At 71.6% G+C, this 16,859-nt stretch carries 11 protein-coding genes; 5 read left to right on the top strand and 6 right to left on the bottom strand.

Annotated features, from left to right (window positions below; translation table 11 throughout):
• Positions 1 to 206: 206 nt before the first annotated feature.
• Positions 207 to 2,540, bottom strand: a complete 2,334-nt coding sequence (locus ACS5PV_RS21665) for a PAS domain-containing protein (protein WP_455397410.1) — start codon at positions 2,538 to 2,540, stop codon at positions 207 to 209.
• A gap of 67 nt (positions 2,541 to 2,607) precedes the next feature.
• A complete protein-coding gene (locus tag ACS5PV_RS21660; RefSeq protein ID WP_455397409.1) occupies positions 2,608 to 3,012 on the bottom strand; it encodes a DUF1236 domain-containing protein in 405 nt (134 codons plus the stop codon).
• Between the two features lie 268 nt (positions 3,013 to 3,280).
• On the opposite strand from ACS5PV_RS21660, the gene ACS5PV_RS21655 reads away from it, so the two are divergent.
• Positions 3,281 to 4,360 carry a replication initiator protein A gene (locus tag ACS5PV_RS21655; protein ID WP_455397457.1) on the top strand — a complete coding sequence of 360 codons (1,080 nt, stop codon included), beginning with the start codon at positions 3,281 to 3,283 and terminating at the stop codon, positions 4,358 to 4,360.
• Between the two features lie 1,272 nt (positions 4,361 to 5,632).
• Here ACS5PV_RS21655 and hutU read toward each other — a convergent pair.
• The 3 genes from hutU to hutI all read right to left on the bottom strand — a co-directional run bounded on the left by hutU (position 5,633) and on the right by hutI (position 10,294).
• The gene (hutU, locus tag ACS5PV_RS21650; RefSeq protein WP_455397408.1) at positions 5,633 to 7,297 is read right to left on the bottom strand and encodes a urocanate hydratase; all 1,665 of its coding nucleotides are present in this window, start codon (positions 7,295 to 7,297) and stop codon (positions 5,633 to 5,635) included.
• A 241-nt stretch (positions 7,298 to 7,538) separates the two neighbouring features.
• Positions 7,539 to 9,074 (bottom strand): histidine ammonia-lyase, encoded by a 1,536-nt coding sequence (gene hutH / locus ACS5PV_RS21645; protein WP_455397407.1) that lies wholly within the window; start codon positions 9,072 to 9,074, stop codon positions 7,539 to 7,541.
• Complete coding sequence (gene hutI / locus ACS5PV_RS21640; RefSeq protein WP_455397406.1) at positions 9,071 to 10,294, bottom strand: imidazolonepropionase; 1,224 nt, start codon at positions 10,292 to 10,294, stop codon at positions 9,071 to 9,073. The genes hutH and hutI overlap by 4 nt, the downstream gene beginning before the upstream one ends.
• A gap of 109 nt (positions 10,295 to 10,403) precedes the next feature.
• On the opposite strand from hutI, the gene ACS5PV_RS21635 reads away from it, so the two are divergent.
• From ACS5PV_RS21635 to mqo, 4 genes are all read left to right on the top strand, one after another.
• Positions 10,404 to 11,762 (top strand): formimidoylglutamate deiminase, encoded by a 1,359-nt coding sequence (locus ACS5PV_RS21635; RefSeq protein ID WP_455397405.1) that lies wholly within the window; start codon positions 10,404 to 10,406, stop codon positions 11,760 to 11,762.
• A gap of 387 nt (positions 11,763 to 12,149) precedes the next feature.
• Complete coding sequence (gene hutC / locus ACS5PV_RS21630) at positions 12,150 to 12,893, top strand: histidine utilization repressor (RefSeq protein ID WP_455397404.1); 744 nt, start codon at positions 12,150 to 12,152, stop codon at positions 12,891 to 12,893.
• 136 nt (positions 12,894 to 13,029) lie between these two features.
• Positions 13,030 to 13,536 (top strand): CYTH domain-containing protein, encoded by a 507-nt coding sequence (locus tag ACS5PV_RS21625; RefSeq protein ID WP_455397403.1) that lies wholly within the window; start codon positions 13,030 to 13,032, stop codon positions 13,534 to 13,536.
• 464 nt (positions 13,537 to 14,000) lie between these two features.
• Positions 14,001 to 15,701, top strand: a complete 1,701-nt coding sequence (gene mqo, locus ACS5PV_RS21620) for a malate dehydrogenase (quinone) (protein WP_455397402.1) — start codon at positions 14,001 to 14,003, stop codon at positions 15,699 to 15,701.
• 257 nt (positions 15,702 to 15,958) lie between these two features.
• On the opposite strand, the gene ACS5PV_RS21615 is transcribed toward mqo, so the two are convergent.
• Positions 15,959 to 16,810 carry a LysR substrate-binding domain-containing protein gene (locus ACS5PV_RS21615; protein ID WP_455397401.1) on the bottom strand — a complete coding sequence of 284 codons (852 nt, stop codon included), beginning with the start codon at positions 16,808 to 16,810 and terminating at the stop codon, positions 15,959 to 15,961.
• Between the last annotated feature and the right edge of the window lie 49 nt (positions 16,811 to 16,859).

Below are 16,859 nucleotides of genomic sequence, written 5' to 3'. Positions count from 1 at the left end.
ACCCCGCGTCCAATAACGCCGGGACGAGCTCCACTCCCACCCATCAACCTCATCCTGAGGTGCCGGAGCGCAGCGGAGGCCTCGAAGGAGGGCTCCAGATAGCATCGAGACCCCTGGAGCCCTCCTTCGAGGCTCACTCCGTTCGCACCTCAGGATGAGGTCGTGGGTGGGGGGATAGGGTCATCCGCCACTCGAACCCGCACCCCTCACTCCCCCCGCCGCAGCTCCTCGAGCGGCGCCGTCAGCGTGCACACCACCCCCTCGGGCGGGTAATGCGTCGCGACCTCGCCGTCGACGGTGCCGGCGAGCCCCCGTTCGATCAGGCGCGACCCGAAACCCTTGGCGGTCGGCGGCGTCACCGGGGGACCGCCGTGCTCCTGCCAGCGGAGCGCCAGGACCGGCGCGTCGAGGCCGTCCACCGTCCAGTCGAGGGTGACGTAGCCCTCCGGCATGCGCAGGGCCCCGTACTTGACCGCGTTGGTGGCGAGCTCGTGCGCCATCAGGGCGAGCGACAAGGCCGCCCGCGCCCCGCACTGCACCGGCGGTCCGGCGAGCCGGAAGCGGCCGGGCCGGCCGTCGTCGTGGATGGCGAGCGCGCCCTCGAGCACCGCCCGCAGGTCGGCGCTCTCGCCCTCGCCGGTCAGCAGGATGTCGTGCGCCTTGCCGAGCGCCACCAGCCGGGCCACCAGGGCCTCGCGGGCCGCCGCCGGGTCGGTGGCGTTGCGCAGGGTCTGCACCGCGATGGCCTGCACCATCGCCAGGGTGTTCTTGAGCCGGTGGCTCAGCTCGCGGTTGAGGATCTCCTGCTGCGCCTCCGCCGCCTTGCGGGCCGAGATGTCGTGGCTCACCGCCGCGAAGCCCTCGAAGGCCCCGCCAGGCTCATCCAAGGCCCCGCCGGGCCCCCGCAGGGGGAACAGGCTGTAGCGCACCGGCACCACGGCCCCGGTGGCGAGGTTGCGCAGGCGGAACTCGCCGCCCCAGCTCCCGCCGGCCCGGATCGCGGGCAGGATCGTGCCTTGCGCGAAGGGCAGGTCCTCGGGCGGGAAGAAGTCGGTCAGGCGCGCCTCCCGCGCCGCGCCATCGCTCAACCCCACCAGGGCCCGGCCGGCCGGGTTGACGTAATCGATGGTCTCGTCCGCGTCGGCGATGGCGATGAAATCGCTCGACTGCTCGGCGACGAGGGCGAGGCGGCGCAAAGCCGCCTCGGAAGCACGCTGCTCGGTCACGTCGAGGAAGACCGTCACCGCCGCGCGGATCGCCCCGTCCTCGTCCCGCACCGGGCTGCTCGAGACCTCGAGCAGGCGCATCGCCCCGGTCGCGGCGTGGCGGTAGCGCATCGCCTCGGCCGTCACCACCGCGCCGTCCCGCAGGGCGCGCAGGGACGGGTAGTCGTCCGCCGCGTAAGGACGCCCGTCGGGGTGCACGGCGCAGAACGACTCGTAGCGGGAGAGGCCGGGGCTGCCGATGTCGTGGCCGAGGATCGCCTCGGCCTGGGCGTTGATCAGGTTCGGCGCCCCCGGCCCGAGGCCGGCGACCGAGATGCCGACCGGCGCCTGCCGGAAGACCGCTTCGAGCAGGCCGCGCTCCAGGTCGAGCCGGCGCTCGGATTCGCGCCGGTCGGCCTCGGCGCGCCGGCGCTCGGTGAGGTCGAGCATGGCGCCGACCATCCGCACCGCCCGGCCGGCCTCGTCGCGGATCACCGAGCCGCGGTCGAAGACGTCGGCGTAGGAGCCGTCGGCGCGCCGGAAGCGGTACTCGCCGCTCCAGACGGTGTCCGTGCCGTCGATGACCGCGTGGATCGAGGCGTCGATCCGGGCGCGGTCGTCGGGGTGGATATGCGCGATCCACCAGGCGCCGGTCGGTGCGACGTCCACCAGCGCGTGGCCGTAGGCGGTCTCCAGCGCCTCGTTCCACAAGACGTCGCCGGTGGAAAAATCCCAGTCCCAGATCGCGTCGCGGGTGGCCTGCGCCGCCCGGCGGTAGCGCTCCTCGGTGACCCGCGCCGCCTCCAGGGCCGCCTCCTGCTCGGCATTGGCCCGGCGGAGCGCCAGCTGGCCCATCACCTGGCGCGCCAGCGCCCGCAGGTCGCCGGCCTCGCTCGGGCTCAGGCCCTCCGGCCGCGAGACGTAGTCGATCACGCAGAGCGTGCCGAGCACGTGGCCGTCCGGCGTGCGCAAGGGGGCCCCGGCATAGAACCGGATGCCGGGCTCGGCGGTGACGAGGGGGTTGTCGCGGGTGCGGGGATCCTGGGTCAGGTCCGGGATGACGAGGAGCGCATCGGGATGCGCCAGGGCGTGGGCGCAGACCGAGCGGCCGAGATCGGTCTGCGGGTGCGGGAAGCCGGTGCGGGCCTTGAACCACTGCCGGGTGCCGGCGACCAGGCTCACGAGGGCGATGGGCACGTCGCACAGGCGGCTCGCCAGGCGCACGACGTCGTCGAACCCCTGCTCGGGCAGGGTGTCGAGGACGGCGTACGCGTCGAGCGCGGCGAGGCGCTCGGGATCGCACACGGTGATCGGTGGATCGGGGGGACGGGACATCAGGGGCCGGGATACGCGTCCCCGGCTCTTAGCCCGGATGCACCCCGTGCGCCACGGACGATCGCGCTCAGTCGATCACCTCGACGACGCGGCGGGTGCCGGGCTCGACCAGGACCGGGTGGTCGTTGACGATGGTGTAGTTGTATCCCTTGAGGGCGAATTCCGGCGGCACGTCGTAGTAGACCACGCCGTCCGGCGGCAGCACTGTCCCGACGCGCAAGGGTCCCTCGTGGCGAAAGGACGGCCGGTGCTCGCCGGCGGCGTAGATGCGGAAGCGCTCGCGCCGGTCGATGCCCAGGATGCTGTTGGCCGTCCCGACCGCGGCCCCGATGGCGCCGCCCACCACCGCGCCGACCGGCCCGGCGATCGCCTCGCCCCGCGCCGCGCCGTCCTGCGCGCCGCGGGCGGTGCCCTGGGCGTGGGCGGCGGCGACGCCGCTGGCGAGGAGGAGGGCGGCGAGGGAAAGGCGCATGGGCGGGGTCCGGGGAGAGCTTGGCTGCCACCGGAGAACGGCGGGCCGGCGGGCGAGGTTCCGGAGCGTCATGGCTCGATTCGGCGTTAACCGCGATTGAAGACGATTGGGGACCACATCTAAAAACCCTGTTCCGTCCACGATTTGGAAGGCGGGCGAGTCCTAGCGTGGTTCGCATGAGAGCGATGCGGAACGACGGGACGGCAGGGCGCGGCGCGGCGCGGGAACGGGCGCGCGCTCCGGCCGGGGACGCGACACGGGCGTGACGATGAGCCATCGGCGCAACGACCAGATCGACATGGTGGTGCCCTTCGTGCACTTCCGCGACCAGCGGGAGACGATGGAGCGGCCGTTCTTCTCGATCGCCAAGCAGAAGCGCCTGAAGGAGATCGACTACACGAGCCCCGACGGGTCGGTCTGGGTGCGGGTGCTGCCGAACCAGGCCTACGGCATGGCGACGATCTGGGATGCCGACATCCTGATCTGGGCCGCCTCGACGATCTGCGAGATGAAGAAGCGCGGCCGCAACGACATCCCGCGCAAGCTCCACTTCATGCCCTACGACCTCCTCAAGGGCATCGGCCGCGAGACCGGCGGGCGCCAGTACAAGCTCCTGCGCGACGCCCTGTTTCGCCTGCAATCGACCTCGGTGCGCACCAACATCCGGGCCGAGAAGGCCAAGCGCAAGGAGCGCCAGTTCAGCTGGATCGACTCGTTCGACGACACGATCGACGAGGAGACCAATGCCAGCCGCGGGATGTCGATCACCCTGTCGGACTGGTTCTACGAGGGCGTGCTGATGGATGGCGGCGTGCTCGCCATCGACCCGGCCTATTTCGGCATCACCGGCGGACGCGAGCGCTGGCTCTACCGCATCGCCCGCAAGCATGCCGGGGGAGCGGGGGAGGGGGGTTTCGCCATCAGCCTGCCGACCCTGTTCGAGAAGTCGGGCGCGGAGGGCACCTACCGCCGGTTCAAGTTCGAGATCGCCAAGATCGCCAAGGCCGACGAATTGCCGGGCTTCGTCCTGCGGATCGAGGAGAAGGAGCGCGGCGAGCCGCACCTGCGGATGATCCGCCGCGACCTCGTCACCGACGACGGGCTGGTCGCGCCGGCCCCGAAGCCGAAGCGGACCCGCACGCCGAAGGCCGCTGCCGCCCTGCCGCTGTTCCGCCACCTCTCGGACGAGACGATCGCGCTGTGCCGCAAGGCCCATCCGGGCTGGGACGTGTACGGGCTGAAGACCGAGTTCGACCACTGGCTCGAGGGCGACGCGACCCGCGAGCCGAAGAACTACGAGAGCGCCTTCCTGGGGTTCGCCGAGCGCTTCGTGCGCGACGCCCGCTGATCCACAGGCCCGCCCGTTCCCGATGTACGAGGGAGGCGGCGGGCGCGGGGAGCCGTCCCGAGGAGAAATCCCCGGAATCCCTGTGAATGACTCCCGCGGAGTCGGCACTTCGGGAACGCCGAGGGGCAGGAGCGGCACTTCGGGAACGGCCACCGTGCGATCGGGAACGCCGGCACGGTACTTCGGGGACGGGACGGGCGGTACAACGGGGACGAATCCTCGGTACTTCGGGAACGGACCACCCGCATTAAGCATTTGGGCGCGTTCCCGGAATCGCCGCCACCCGAGCGCCTAAATCGATAAAGATTCCTGTAACACTCTAAGCGGTGCAATCTGGGGAAAACCCGGAGCCCGAGTCGGAGACTCGCAATCGCGAGTCGAGGCGGGGTCCACAGGGCACCCACAGGAGTCGACAGGACTCGACGGAACGAATCACGCAGCCATGGCATCTGTCGAACCGGGGCGGACGAGCTGGACTCGACTCGCGGACACTTTCCTGTGGGACTCTTCGGGATGGAGGATCGCGATCTCGACTCACCCGACCTTGCATCGTACGAGCGGATTCACGGCAAGGACGGGTCGGACGGCGAGGCGCGAGTGCGGCGGATCGGGTGGTATCGCCAGGGTGAAGCGTTCGTGAAGTACGCCCCGGCGGTCGGTGACCGGTCGGATCGGTGATCGGGGCCCGTGGTGATGGACGAGCGCGGATCGAAAATCTCGATCCCGGTTTGCGAGCGACCCCATGCGCAAGGTCCGAGGTGACGAAACGGCTGTGGCGACGCGCGGACGTACATCGGGGACAGCGGGGAGAACGACCGATCGGCGCGGGGGTTACGCACGGTTTCCCCACAATCCCAGACCCTGCGGGTGTGGACGAGGCGGGCGCAGGACGGGGGATTTCGGGTCGGCGGCGATGAATCGAGGGTCCGCGGACCCCGCTACCTACGAAGCCTTCCGAAGTAATCGACGCGGGCAGATGCGAAGTTCCCGAAGTACGCCGGCCGCATGCGACCGCGTCATGGACCACGATCGCGTGCCGCGGGGGGCCGATTTCCCGGTTGTCCCGGAGATCCGACAGATCGACCGGCATCTCTCTCCGTCATCCCGGGGCTCGGCGCAGCCGAGAACCCGGGATCCATGACCGCCGACATCTCAGAAGAGGTCGAAGCGCGTCGCGCTTCATCCGGTCTCGTCAGCGGTCATGGATCCCGGGTTGCGCTGCGCGGCCCCGGGATGACGGAGAGGGCTCGGACCGGCCCGATCGAGGGGCGCTCAACCGAGCGACGGCAGGTCCAGGCCGTGCTCCCGCGCGCACGCCACCGCATCCTCGTAGCCGGCATCGGCGTGGCGCATCACGCCGGTGGCGGGGTCGTTCCACAGGACCCGCTCCAGGCGCCGGTCGGCGGCCTCGCTGCCGTCGCAGACGATCACCATGCCGGCATGCTGCGAGAAGCCCATCCCGACGCCGCCGCCATGATGCAGCGAGACCCAGGTCGCGCCGGACGCGGTGTTGAGGAGCGCGTTCAGCAGCGGCCAGTCGGAGACCGCGTCGGAGCCGTCGCGCATCGCCTCCGTCTCGCGGTTCGGCGAGGCGACCGAGCCGGAATCGAGGTGGTCGCGGCCGATCACGATCGGGGCCTTCAGCTCGCCCTTGCGCACCATCTCGTTGAAGGCGAGACCGAGGCGGTGCCGGTCGCCGAGGCCGACCCAGCAGATCCGCGCCGGCAGGCCCTGGAACCGGATTTTTTCCCGCGCCATGTCGAGCCAGCGGTGCAGGTGGTGGTTGTCGGGCAGCAACTCCTTCACCTTGGCGTCGGTCGCAAAAATGTCCTCCGGGTCGCCCGAGAGGGCGCACCAGCGGAACGGGCCGATGCCGCGGCAGAACAGCGGGCGGATATAGGCCGGCACGAAGCCCGGGAAGGCGAAGGCGTCCTTGACGCCCTCCTCCAGCGCCATCTGGCGGATGTTGTTGCCGTAATCGACCACCGGCACCCCGGCGCGGTGGAAATCGAGCATCGCCCGGACGTGCACCGCCATCGAGCGCTTCGCAGCCGCCGCGACCGCCGCCGGATCGGTCTCGCGCCTGGCTTCCCACTCGGCGACCGTCCAGCCCGCCGGCAGGTAGCCGTTGACGGGATCGTGGGCCGAGGTCTGGTCGGTGACGCAGTCGGGGCGCACGCCGCGGGCGTAGAGCTCGGAAAAGATCTCGGCGGCATTGCCGAGCAGCGCGACCGAGCGCGGGGTCTTCTGGCGGCAGGATTCCTCGATCAGCGCGAGGGCGTGGTCGAGGTCGCGGGCCTGGACGTCGACGTAACCGGTGCGCAATCGGAACTCGATGCGCGAGGCCTGCGCCTCGACCGCGAGGCAGGAGGCCCCCGCCATGGTGGCGGCGAGGGTCTGGGCGCCGCCCATGCCCCCTAAGCCCGCGGTGAGGATCCAGCGGCCGGACAGATCACCGGAGTAGTGCTGGCGGCCCATCTCGACGAAGGTCTCGTAGGTGCCCTGCACGATGCCCTGGCTGCCGATGTAGATCCAGGAGCCGGCCGTCATCTGGCCGTACATCATCAGGCCCTTGCGATCGAGCTCGTGGAAGTGCTCCCAGGTCGCCCAGTGCGGCACGAGATTCGAGTTGGCGATCAGCACCCGGGGAGCATCCGCGTGGGTGCGAAACACCCCGACCGGCTTGCCCGACTGCACCAGCAGGGTCTGGTCGTCGTCGAGGTCCTTCAGCGCCGCCACGATGCGGTCGAAGCTCGCCCAGTCCCGCGCCGCCCGGCCGATGCCGCCATAGACCACCAGCTCGCCCGGCCGCTCGGCGACGTCGGGATCGAGGTTGTTCATCAGCATGCGCAGCGGGGCTTCGGTGAGCCAGCTCTTGGCGGTGAGATCCGTGCCGTGGGGGGCGCGGACGGTGCGGGCGTTGTCGATGCGGGTCATGGAGGGCTCCAGATCGAGGAAGGCCTAGAAATCGCGATTCATGAGCCTCATCCCACCCACGGCCTCAGCCTGAGGTGCCGCGTAGCGGCCTCGAGGGAGGGCTCCAGCTCGCTCGGAGACTCCTGGAGGCCTCCTTCGAGGCCAACCGACCTTCGGTCGGCCGGCACCTCAGGATGAGGTCGCGAGTGGGAGAGGAATGACGTCAACGCGGCTGCGCCTGCGGTGCGGGTCGGGCGTCGTCTCAGCCGAGAACGGGCAGCGGCACGCCTTCCACCGCCGCGACAAGGCTCCCGTCCCGCACCAGCGCCAAAGCCGCCGCGATGTCGGGGTGGAAATGCCGGTCGTTGTCGAGGCGCGGCACCTCGGCGCGCAGCCGCGCCCGCACCGCCTCGAGCGCCGGGCTGGAGGTGAGCGGCGCGTGGAAATCGCACCCTTGCGCCGCCGCCAGCACCTCGATCGCTACCACCGCGGCGGCGTTCTCGGCCATCGGCATCAGGCGGCGGGCGCCGTGGGCGGCCATCGAGACGTGGTCCTCCTGGTTGGCCGAGGTCGGGATCGAGTCGACGCTCGCCGGCATCGCCCGCTGCTTGTTCTCGGAGACGAGCGCCGCGGCGGTGACCTGCGGGATCATGAAGCCGGAATTCAGCCCCGGCTTCGGCGTCAGGAAGGCCGGCAGGCAAGAGAGCGCCGGATCGACCAGCATGGCGATGCGGCGCTCCGACAGGGAACCGATCTCGCACAACGCCATGGCGATCATGTCGGCGGCTAACGCCACCGGCTCGGCGTGGAAGTTGCCGCCCGACAAGGCCTCGTCGGTCTCGGGGAAGATGAGGGGATTGTCGGAGACGCCGTTCGCTTCCGTGGCGAGGGTGTCGGCGGCCTGGCGCAGGAGGTCGAGGCAGGCGCCCATCACCTGCGGCTGGCAGCGCAGGCAGTAGGGATCCTGCACCCGCTCGTCGCCGACGAGGTGCGAGGCCCGGATGGCGCTGCCGGCCATCAGCGCGCGCAAGGCGGCGGCGGTCTCGATCTGGCCGCGGTGGCGGCGAAGCAGATGGATGCGGGAGTCGAACGGCGCGTCGGAGCCCCGCGCCGCGTCGGTGGCGAGCGCCCCGGCGACGAGGGCGGTGCGCAGCAGGGTCTCGGCCTCGAACAGGCCGGCAAGCGCGTTGGCTGTCGAGAACTGCGTGCCGTTGAGGAGCGCCAGGCCCTCCTTCGGCCCGAGCGCGGCCGGCGCGAGCCCGGCCGAGGCCAGGGCCTCGGCGGCGGGCAGGCGGCCTTGCGGGGTGTCCGCCTCGCCGACCCCGATCATCACCGCGGCCATGTGGGCGAGGGGCGCGAGGTCGCCCGAGGCGCCGACCGAGCCCTGGCACGGCACCACCGGGATCACGTCGCGGGCGAGCATCGCCCCAAGGAGGTCGAGGGTCGCGGGCTGCACGCCGGAGGCTCCCTGCGCCAGGCTCGCGAGCTTGAGCGCCAGCATCAAGCGCACCACCGGCACCGGGCTCGGCTCCCCGACGCCGGCGGCGTGGGAGAGCACGATGTTGCGCTGGAGGGTAGCCAAGTCGCCCGCCTCGATCCGCACGCTCGCGAGCTTCCCGAAGCCCGTGTTGATGCCGTAGACCGGCTCGCCCCGGGCGAGGATCCGGGCGACCGCCGCCGCGCTCTCGGCGACCGCCGGGGCGCAGTCCGGATCGAGGGCGGCAGGCGCGCCGCGATAGACCGCGCGCCAGTGGCCCAGCGGCACCGCGCCCGGCACGAGGGTGATCGTCTCGGTCATCGTGTTCCCCGGATACGGGCGTGGAGCGGGTTGAAGCCCATGCGGTAGACGAGCTCGGCCGGCCGCTCGACCGACCACACCGCGAGGTCGGCGCGCTTGCCAGCCTCCAGGGTGCCGGTCTCAGGCAGAATCCCGAGGGCGCGGGCGGCCTCGCGGGTGGTGCCGGCCAGGCACTCGTCGACGGTGAGGCGGAACAGGGTGGCGGCCATGTTCATGGCGAGCAGCAGCGAGGTCAGCGGCGAGGTGCCGGGATTGGCGTCGGTGGCGACCGCCATGGGGACGCCATGCCGGCGAAACAGCTCGACCGGCGGCAGCTTGGTCTCGCGGATGAAGTAGTAGGCGCCCGGCAGCAGCACCGCGACGGTGCCGCTTCGCGCCATTGCGCTCGCGCCGGCCTCGTCGGTGTGCTCCAGGTGGTCGGCCGAGAGGGCGCGGTAGCGCGCCGCGAGCGCCGCGCCGCCGAGATTCGAGAGCTGGTCGGCGTGGAGCTTCACCGGCAGGCCCATGCCTTGTGCCCGGTCGAACACCCGGGCGACCTGATCGGGCGAGAACGCCAGCCCCTCGCAGAACGCGTCGACCGCGTCGACCAGCCCCTCGGCGGCGAGCGCCGGCAGCATCGTGTCGGCGACCGCAGCGATATACGCGTCCTTGTCGCCGCCGGCCTCTGGCGGCAGGGCGTGGGCGCCGAGGAAGGTGGTGCGGATCTCGACCGGCCGCATCTCGCCGAGCCGCCGGGCGGCGCGGAGCGCCTTGCGCTCGCTCGGCAGGTCGAGGCCGTAGCCCGACTTCACCTCGACCGTGGTGACGCCCTCAGAGATCAGCGCGTCTAGCCGCGGCAGGGTCTGGCGCACGAGGTCGTCCTCGCTCGCGGCACGCAGGGCGCCGACCGAGGAGACGATGCCGCCGCCGGCCCGCGCCACCTCCTCGTAGGAGGCGCCGGCGAGACGCAACTCGAACTCGTGCGCCCGGTCGCCGGCCCAGACGAGGTGGGTGTGGCAGTCGATCAGCCCCGGGGTGATCCAGCGGCCCTCGCCGTCGACGATCTCGGCGCCCCGCAAAGCCGCCGCCGGCAACTCCGCCTCGGGCCCGGCGAAGACGATGCGGCCGTCGCGGATCGCCAGCGCGGCCTTCTCGACCGCGCCGATGCCGGGAAGGCCGGCTGCGAAGGTGGCGAGCCGGACGTTGCGCCAGACCTGCGGCACGCCTTCACTCCCGCTCATGCGCATCTCCTCGGTGATTCGCCGCATATGTATAGACATTATCGAGGAGCTTTGTATAGACATGATGGGGCGCGCCGGAGCGCCGAGGATCCATGCAGGAGACGCGCCGATGACCGTGCTGCACGCCGCTCAAGGTCTCACCCCCGCGGGCTGGCAGGCCGATCTCCGCCTCACCCTGGAGGGCGGCCGGTTCACCGCCGTCGAGGCCGGCCGGGCGCCTGAGCCGGGCGATACCCGGGTGGCGGTCCTGGTGCCGGGCCTGCCGAACCTGCACAGCCACGCCTTCCAGCGCGGTATGGCGGGGCTCGCCGAGCGGCGGGGGCCGTCCTCCGACACGTTCTGGACCTGGCGCGAGACGATGTACCGCTTCGCCCTGCGGATGAGCCCGGACGAGGCCGAGGCGGTGGCGGCGCAGGCCTATGTCGAGATGCTCGAATCCGGCTTCACCCGGGTCGGCGAGTTCCACTACCTGCACCACGCGCCCGACGGACGGCCCTACGGGAACGTCGCCGAGATGGCCGAGCGGATCGCCGCCGCCGCGTCGCTCACCGGGTTGCGCCTCACCCTGCTGCCGGTGCTCTACCGCTGGTCGAATTTCGGCGGGCTCGCACCGACGCAAGGCCAGCGCCGCTTCGTCAGCGACCTCGACCTGTTCGCGCGCCTGATCGAGGCGTCCCGCGCCGCGGTGGCGGCACTGCCCGGGGCGACGCTCGGCGTCGCGCCCCACAGCCTGCGGGCGGTGACGCCGGACGATCTCGCCGCGGCGGTCGCGCTCGCGGGGGGAGGCCCGGTCCACATCCACGCCGCCGAGCAGGTGCGGGAAGTCGAGGAGTGCGTCGCCTGGTCCGGCGCGCGCCCGGTGCAGTGGCTCCTCGATCGGGTCGGGCTCGATGCCCGCTGGTGCCTGATCCACGCCACCCACATGACGGCGGAGGAGACCACGCGGTTCGGGGCGAGCGGCGCGGTCGCGGGCCTGTGCCCGGTGACCGAGGCGAGCCTCGGCGACGGCATCTTCCCCGCCCCCGGCTTCGTCGCGGCCGGCGGACGCTACGGAATCGGCAGCGATTCGAACGTGCTGGTCGGCGCCGCCGACGAACTGCGCCAGCTCGAATACGCCCAGCGCCTGGGGCAGCGCCAGCGCAACGTGCTCGCGGCGCCGGGCGCCTCGACCGGGCGGGCCCTGTTCGACGCGGCACTTTCCGGCGGCACCCAGGCGCTCGCGGCGGAGGGGGGAGGGCTCGCGGTCGGGGCCCCGGCCGATTGCGTCGCGCTCGCCGGGGCGGACCCGGCCCTGATCGAGCGGCGCAGCGACGCCCTCCTCGACGGCTGGATCTTCGCCGCTGGCTCCCGGGCGGTCGACGCGGTGTGGGTCGACGGCCGGCAGGTGGTCGCGGGCGGTCGCCACGTGATGCGGGAGGCGGTCGCGGCGCGGTATGCGAGGGTGCTCGGGCGGTTGATGGCGGAGTAATTTCCTGTTTGCGGCTCCAGCTCGCTCAGCTTTCCCAAGTCGAGCGCGCCTCCCCTCTCCAAGCGATGCCGGGCTTGCCCGGTATCGCTCAAAGTGTGGGAGAGGGCCCGGGGGTGAGGGTGACACGTTCCAGTGTAAAACTTGAGAGTGGTGCTGGCAGCGTGTCGGTCGAAGACCTATCCGGAGCCGCGCCACCCTCACCCCGACCCCTCTCCCATACGGGAGAGGGGATCCCGCGACTTGTCGTTCTCGGATCGAGCTTCCTCGAAATTGCCCTGCGGCTTCCCTCGCCGGGCTCGGATATGAGAGATGGCCCCGGCCGATCAGGCAGGATCGGCGGTACGAGGAGACGGCGCGTGCGAGCGAGAGAGCGGACCTGATCCCCGAATGACCGCGCACGATCCCGCCCGCCCCGAGGCCCGGCCGATTTCGCTGCACCAGCAGATCCTCTCCGAGCTCCAGGGCCACATCCTGTCCGGCCGCTGGCCCCCCGGCCACCGCATCCCGTTCGAGCACGAGCTGACGGCGCAGTTCGGCTGCTCGCGCATGACCGTCAACAAGGTGCTGACGCAGCTCGCCGCCGCAGGCCTGATCGAGCGCCGGCGCAAGGTCGGCTCGTTCGTGCGCCAGCCGCACTCGCAATCGGCGGTGCTGGAGATTCCGGAGATCCGCAGCGAGGTCGAGGCGCTCGGCTTGCCCTACCGCTTCGTCCTGCTCCGGCGCCGACGCCGGCGCAGCACGCGCGCCGACCGCGACGCGCTCGGGCTCGACGCGCCGGCCCCGGTCCTGGCGCTGACCGGCCGGCACGAGGCCGGGCCGCGCCCGTTCTGCCTGGAGGAGCGGCTGATCCACCTCGCGGCGGTGCCCGACGCCGAGGCGCAGGATTTCTCCGTCGAGCCGCCGGGGGCCTGGCTCGTCCACCACGTGCCCTGGAGCGCGGCCGAGCACCGCATCCGGGCGCGCAGCGCCGATACGGAGCTCGCCGCCGCCATGGCCTGCCCCGTCGGCACGCCCTGCCTCGTCGTCGAGCGCCGCACCTGGAGCGCCGGGCGCGCCGTCACGACCGTGCGCCTGACCTACCCGGGCGAGGCGCACGAGTTCGTCGCCCGCTTCGCCCCGTCACGGAACTGACGTAACACTCTGGCCCTCACAGACCCGATCGGCTATCAGCCGCCCGCCCCGGCACCCGCCGGGCCTGCCGGGCGTTACCTTGCGTCGTTGTCCCGGCGCCCTTCGCCGCGCGGCGGGGCAGCAACGGTCGAGGGCGATGCGGTACGAGGTCGAGCGGAAGTTCCTGGTCGCCCATGCGGGCTGGCGCGCGCACGCGGTGAGCCGGCACCAGCTCACCGACGGTCTCGTGGGCGAGTTCGTCGGCGGCAAGGTCCGGGTGCGACTCGACGAGGAGCGGGCCTGGCTCACCGTCAAGGGCCGGCGCGAGGGCCTGTCGCGACCGGAATTCGAGTACGAGATCCCGCGCGACGAGGCGGAGGACATGCTGCGCCTCGTCTGCGAGACCTGCCTGATCGAGAAGACGCGCCACTGCGTGCCGCATGGCGGGCTGCTCTGGACCGTGGACGAGTATGGCGGCTCGCTCGCCGGCATGGTGCTCGCCGAGGTCGAGCTGGAGCACGAGGCGCAGGCGATCGCCCTGCCGGACTGGCTCGGCCGCGAGGTCACGGCGGATGCGCGCTTCCGCCAGTCGACCCTGCTGCGGCTCGCCCGCGAGGCCGGCCGCCCGGTGACCCTTACCGAGGTGATCGCCGCGCGGCTGTGAGGATCCCGCCGGGCCCGGCCGGCGCGGGGTCGTCGATCCGTTGCCATCCCGCACCTGCCGGTGAGGAAATGCCGGTATTCCACAGCACGGCCCGGCGATGATCGCTGCGGCCGGGCTCGCCGCCGTCCGGTCGTTGTCCTTTGCCCGGGCATCGTCTATGAGGCAGAGCCAGAACCATCGAACGATAATCAGCCGGTGTCTTCCAAAGAGCCCCCGAAGCGGCCATCAGGCCGCCGCGAAGAGCGGGCGAAGCGGACGCTGCCCCGCCCTCCGGCCAATCCGGATGCGCGCGGGACCGTGAGGCCGCGAGGGACCGACAGCGTCGGGGTACCGCGGCCTCCTTTCCGAGGAAACCACCCGAAAAAGGCCCGCGCGGCGAGCCGGCATGCTCGCGCGCGATTTTGGACGCCTGTGACGGCCGGGGGCGCGCGCCCGCCGGTCCTGTACCAGAACGGGGTTTGGCCATGCGTGCCGACGACAAGACCACCTGCCAGGCCGGCGTGAGCCGCCGCCAGATCCTCGGCGGAGCCGCCGCCGGCCTCGCGGCCTCGGCGCTGCCCGGTTCGCTTGCCCTGGCGCAGAGCGCCGAGAAGGTCGACGTGCTGCTGATCGGCGGCGGCGTGATGAGCGCGACGCTCGGCGTGTGGCTCAACGAGCTGGAGCCGGGCTGGTCGATCCGGATGCTCGAGCGCCTCGACCAGGTGGCGATGGAGAGCTCGAACGGCTGGAACAACGCCGGCACCGGCCACTCGGCGCTCGCCGAGCTGAACTACACCCCCGAGAAGAAGGGCAAGGTCGAGATCGCCAAGGCGGTCGAGATCAACGAGGCGTTCCAGGTCACCCGCCAGTTCCTGGCCTGGCAGGTCAAGAACGGCGTGCTGAAGGATCCCAAGACCTTCATCAACTACACGCCCCACATGAGCTTCGTCTGGGGTGACGACAACATCGCCTACCTCAAGAAGCGCTACGAGGCGCTGAAGGCGAGCCCGCTATTTGCCGGGATGGAGTTCTCGACCGACCCCGAGCAGCTGAAGAAGTGGGTCCCCCTGATGATGCAGGGGCGCGACCCGAACCAGAAGGTCGCCGCCACCTGGTCGCCGCTCGGCACCGACGTCGAGTGGGGCGAGGTCACCCGCCAGTACATCGCCCACCTCCAGCGCCAGAAGAGCTTCCGCCTCGACGTCTCGACCGAGGTGCAGGGCATCACGAAGAACGCCGACGGCTCCTGGCGCGTGACCGCGCGCAACCTCAAGGACGGGTCGCGCCAGGCGGTCGACGCCAAGTTCGTGTTCATCGGCGCCGGCGGCGGCGCGCTGCACCTGCTCCAGGCCTCCGGCATCCCGGAGGGTGAGGACTATGCCGGCTTCCCCGTCGGCGGCTCGTTCCTGATCAACGAGAATCCGGACGTCGCGACGCTCCACCTCGCCAAGGCCTACGGCAAGGCCTCGGTCGGCTCGCCGCCGATGTCGGTGCCCCACCTCGACACCCGCGTGCTCGGCGGCAAGCGCGTCCTCCTGTTCGGCCCCTTCGCGACCTTCTCGACCAAGTTCCTGAAGGAGGGCTCGTATTTCGACCTGCTGACCTCGACCACGACCAGCAACGTCTGGCCGATGATGCGGGTCGGCATCGACGAGTACCCGCTGGTCGAGTACCTCGCCGGCCAGCTGATGCTCTCCGACGACGACCGCCTGGCGGCGCTCAAGGAGTACTTCCCCAACGCCAACAAGGGCGAGTGGCGCCTGTGGCAGGCCGGCCAGCGCGTGCAGATCATCAAGCGCGACAAGGACAAGGGCGGCGTGCTGAAGCTCGGCACCGAGATCGTCAATGCCAAGGACGGCACCATCGCGGCCCTGCTCGGCGCCTCGCCGGGCGCCTCGACGGCGGCGCCGATCATGCTGGAGGTGCTCCAGAAGGTCTTCGCCAAGAACGTCGCCACGCCCGAGTGGCAGGCGAAGATCCGCCAGATCGTCCCGAGCTACGGCCAGCGCCTCAACGACGATCCGGAGAAGGTCGCGCAAGAGTGGGCCTATACCAGCGAGCAGCTGCAGCTGCCGGCCCCGCCGGCGATCGACCGCGGCCCGCTCAAGCCCACCCCGGTGAGCGACACCGTGCTCAACAGCAGCGACACCCCGGTGAAGGGCCCGGTCAACGACCTGGCGCCGTGACGGGCCGGGCGGCAGGGCTGCCCGGAACAAGGATAAGGCGCGGGTTTCCCCTCCCCCCTCTGCGGGGGAGGGTGGCCCCCGAAGGGGGTCGGGAGAGAGGGACTCCGCTTCCGGAGAGGTCGCGACCTCGATGAAGGGCGAACCCTGGATCAGCGTCGCGCTCCCCTCTCCCGCCCGGCTCCGCCGGGCACCCTCCCCCGCGGAGGGGGGAGGGAAACCCGCGCCATTCCTTTTCTCCGGTCGCGCCGCAGACCGGATCAATCCCAGATGTCCGCGTTCAGGATCTCGTGCGCGAGGGCCCGGCTCGGCTCGCGGTGGAGACCGGGGCCGGACAGGACGAACTCGACGTCGGCGAGCCGCGGCAGGTCGGCGTGGGAGAGTTCCTGCAACCCGTCCGGGATCAGGCTGCGCGGCTGCGCCATCACGCCGACGCCGGCGAGCGCCGCGGCGCGCAAGCCGCTGAGGCTGGCGCAGGTGCAGGTGATGCGAAACGCCCGCCCCTCCTGCGTGAGGGCCGCCAGCGCCACCGCCCGGGTGATGCTGGGAGCGGGAAAGCTCGCGAGCGCCACCGGCTCGCCCCGCTCCGGCAGGGCGGTGGGGAGCCCGACCCAGACCAGACGGTCGCGCCGCACCAGCATCCCTTGCGTCTCGCCGACATGGCGCTTGCCGAGCACGAGGTCGAGCTCGCCGCGCGCGAGCGCGTCGTGCAGGAAGCCGGTCAGCGCCACGCTCAGTTCGAGGTCGACCGACGGATAGGCCTCGCGGAAGTCGCGCAGCACCTCCGACAGCCGGCTCTGCACGAAATCCTCCGAGGCGCCGAACCGCACCTTGCCGCGCACCGGCCCGCCGGTGAGCGCCCGTTCCAGGCGCTCGTGCGCGTCGAGCACCGTGCGGGCAAAGCCCAGCACCGTCTCGCCCTCCGGGGTGAGGGCGACCGAGTGGGTGTCGCGCGCGACCAGCCGGCGCCCGACCTGCGCCTCCAGGCGCTGGACGTGCTGGCTCACCGTCGACTGGCCGAGGCCGAGCTGCTCGGCCGCCCGGCTGAAGCTGCGGCTGCGCACCACCGCCGCCAGGGTGCGCAGCAGCACGGGATCGATCAGGCGGGTCATGACGGCTCTCGGCATCCTGCATGAACGAAGGCAATGCTATCGCAATCCA

This window comes from Methylobacterium sp. Gmos1, assembly GCF_053764715.1.
This window is presented reverse-complemented; position numbering and strand designations above follow the sequence as displayed.

What these genes read in the sequence shown, in the direction of transcription:
- mqo (WP_455397402.1), top strand. Translation starts at nt 14,001, where the DNA reads ATGCGTGCCGACGACAAGACCACCTGCCAGGCCGGCGTGAGCCGCCGC.
- hutI (WP_455397406.1), bottom strand. Translation starts at nt 10,294, where the DNA reads ATGAGCGGGAGTGAAGGCGTGCCGCAGGTCTGGCGCAACGTCCGGCTC.
- ACS5PV_RS21625 (WP_455397403.1), top strand. Translation starts at nt 13,030, where the DNA reads ATGCGGTACGAGGTCGAGCGGAAGTTCCTGGTCGCCCATGCGGGCTGG.
- ACS5PV_RS21615 (WP_455397401.1), bottom strand. Translation starts at nt 16,810, where the DNA reads ATGACCCGCCTGATCGATCCCGTGCTGCTGCGCACCCTGGCGGCGGTG.
- hutH (WP_455397407.1), bottom strand. Translation starts at nt 9,074, where the DNA reads ATGACCGAGACGATCACCCTCGTGCCGGGCGCGGTGCCGCTGGGCCAC.
- ACS5PV_RS21655 (WP_455397457.1), top strand. Translation starts at nt 3,281, where the DNA reads ATGAGCCATCGGCGCAACGACCAGATCGACATGGTGGTGCCCTTCGTG.
- hutC (WP_455397404.1), top strand. Translation starts at nt 12,150, where the DNA reads ATGACCGCGCACGATCCCGCCCGCCCCGAGGCCCGGCCGATTTCGCTG.
- ACS5PV_RS21635 (WP_455397405.1), top strand. Translation starts at nt 10,404, where the DNA reads ATGACCGTGCTGCACGCCGCTCAAGGTCTCACCCCCGCGGGCTGGCAG.
- hutU (WP_455397408.1), bottom strand. Translation starts at nt 7,297, where the DNA reads ATGACCCGCATCGACAACGCCCGCACCGTCCGCGCCCCCCACGGCACG.
- ACS5PV_RS21665 (WP_455397410.1), bottom strand. Translation starts at nt 2,540, where the DNA reads ATGTCCCGTCCCCCCGATCCACCGATCACCGTGTGCGATCCCGAGCGC.
- ACS5PV_RS21660 (WP_455397409.1), bottom strand. Translation starts at nt 3,012, where the DNA reads ATGCGCCTTTCCCTCGCCGCCCTCCTCCTCGCCAGCGGCGTCGCCGCC.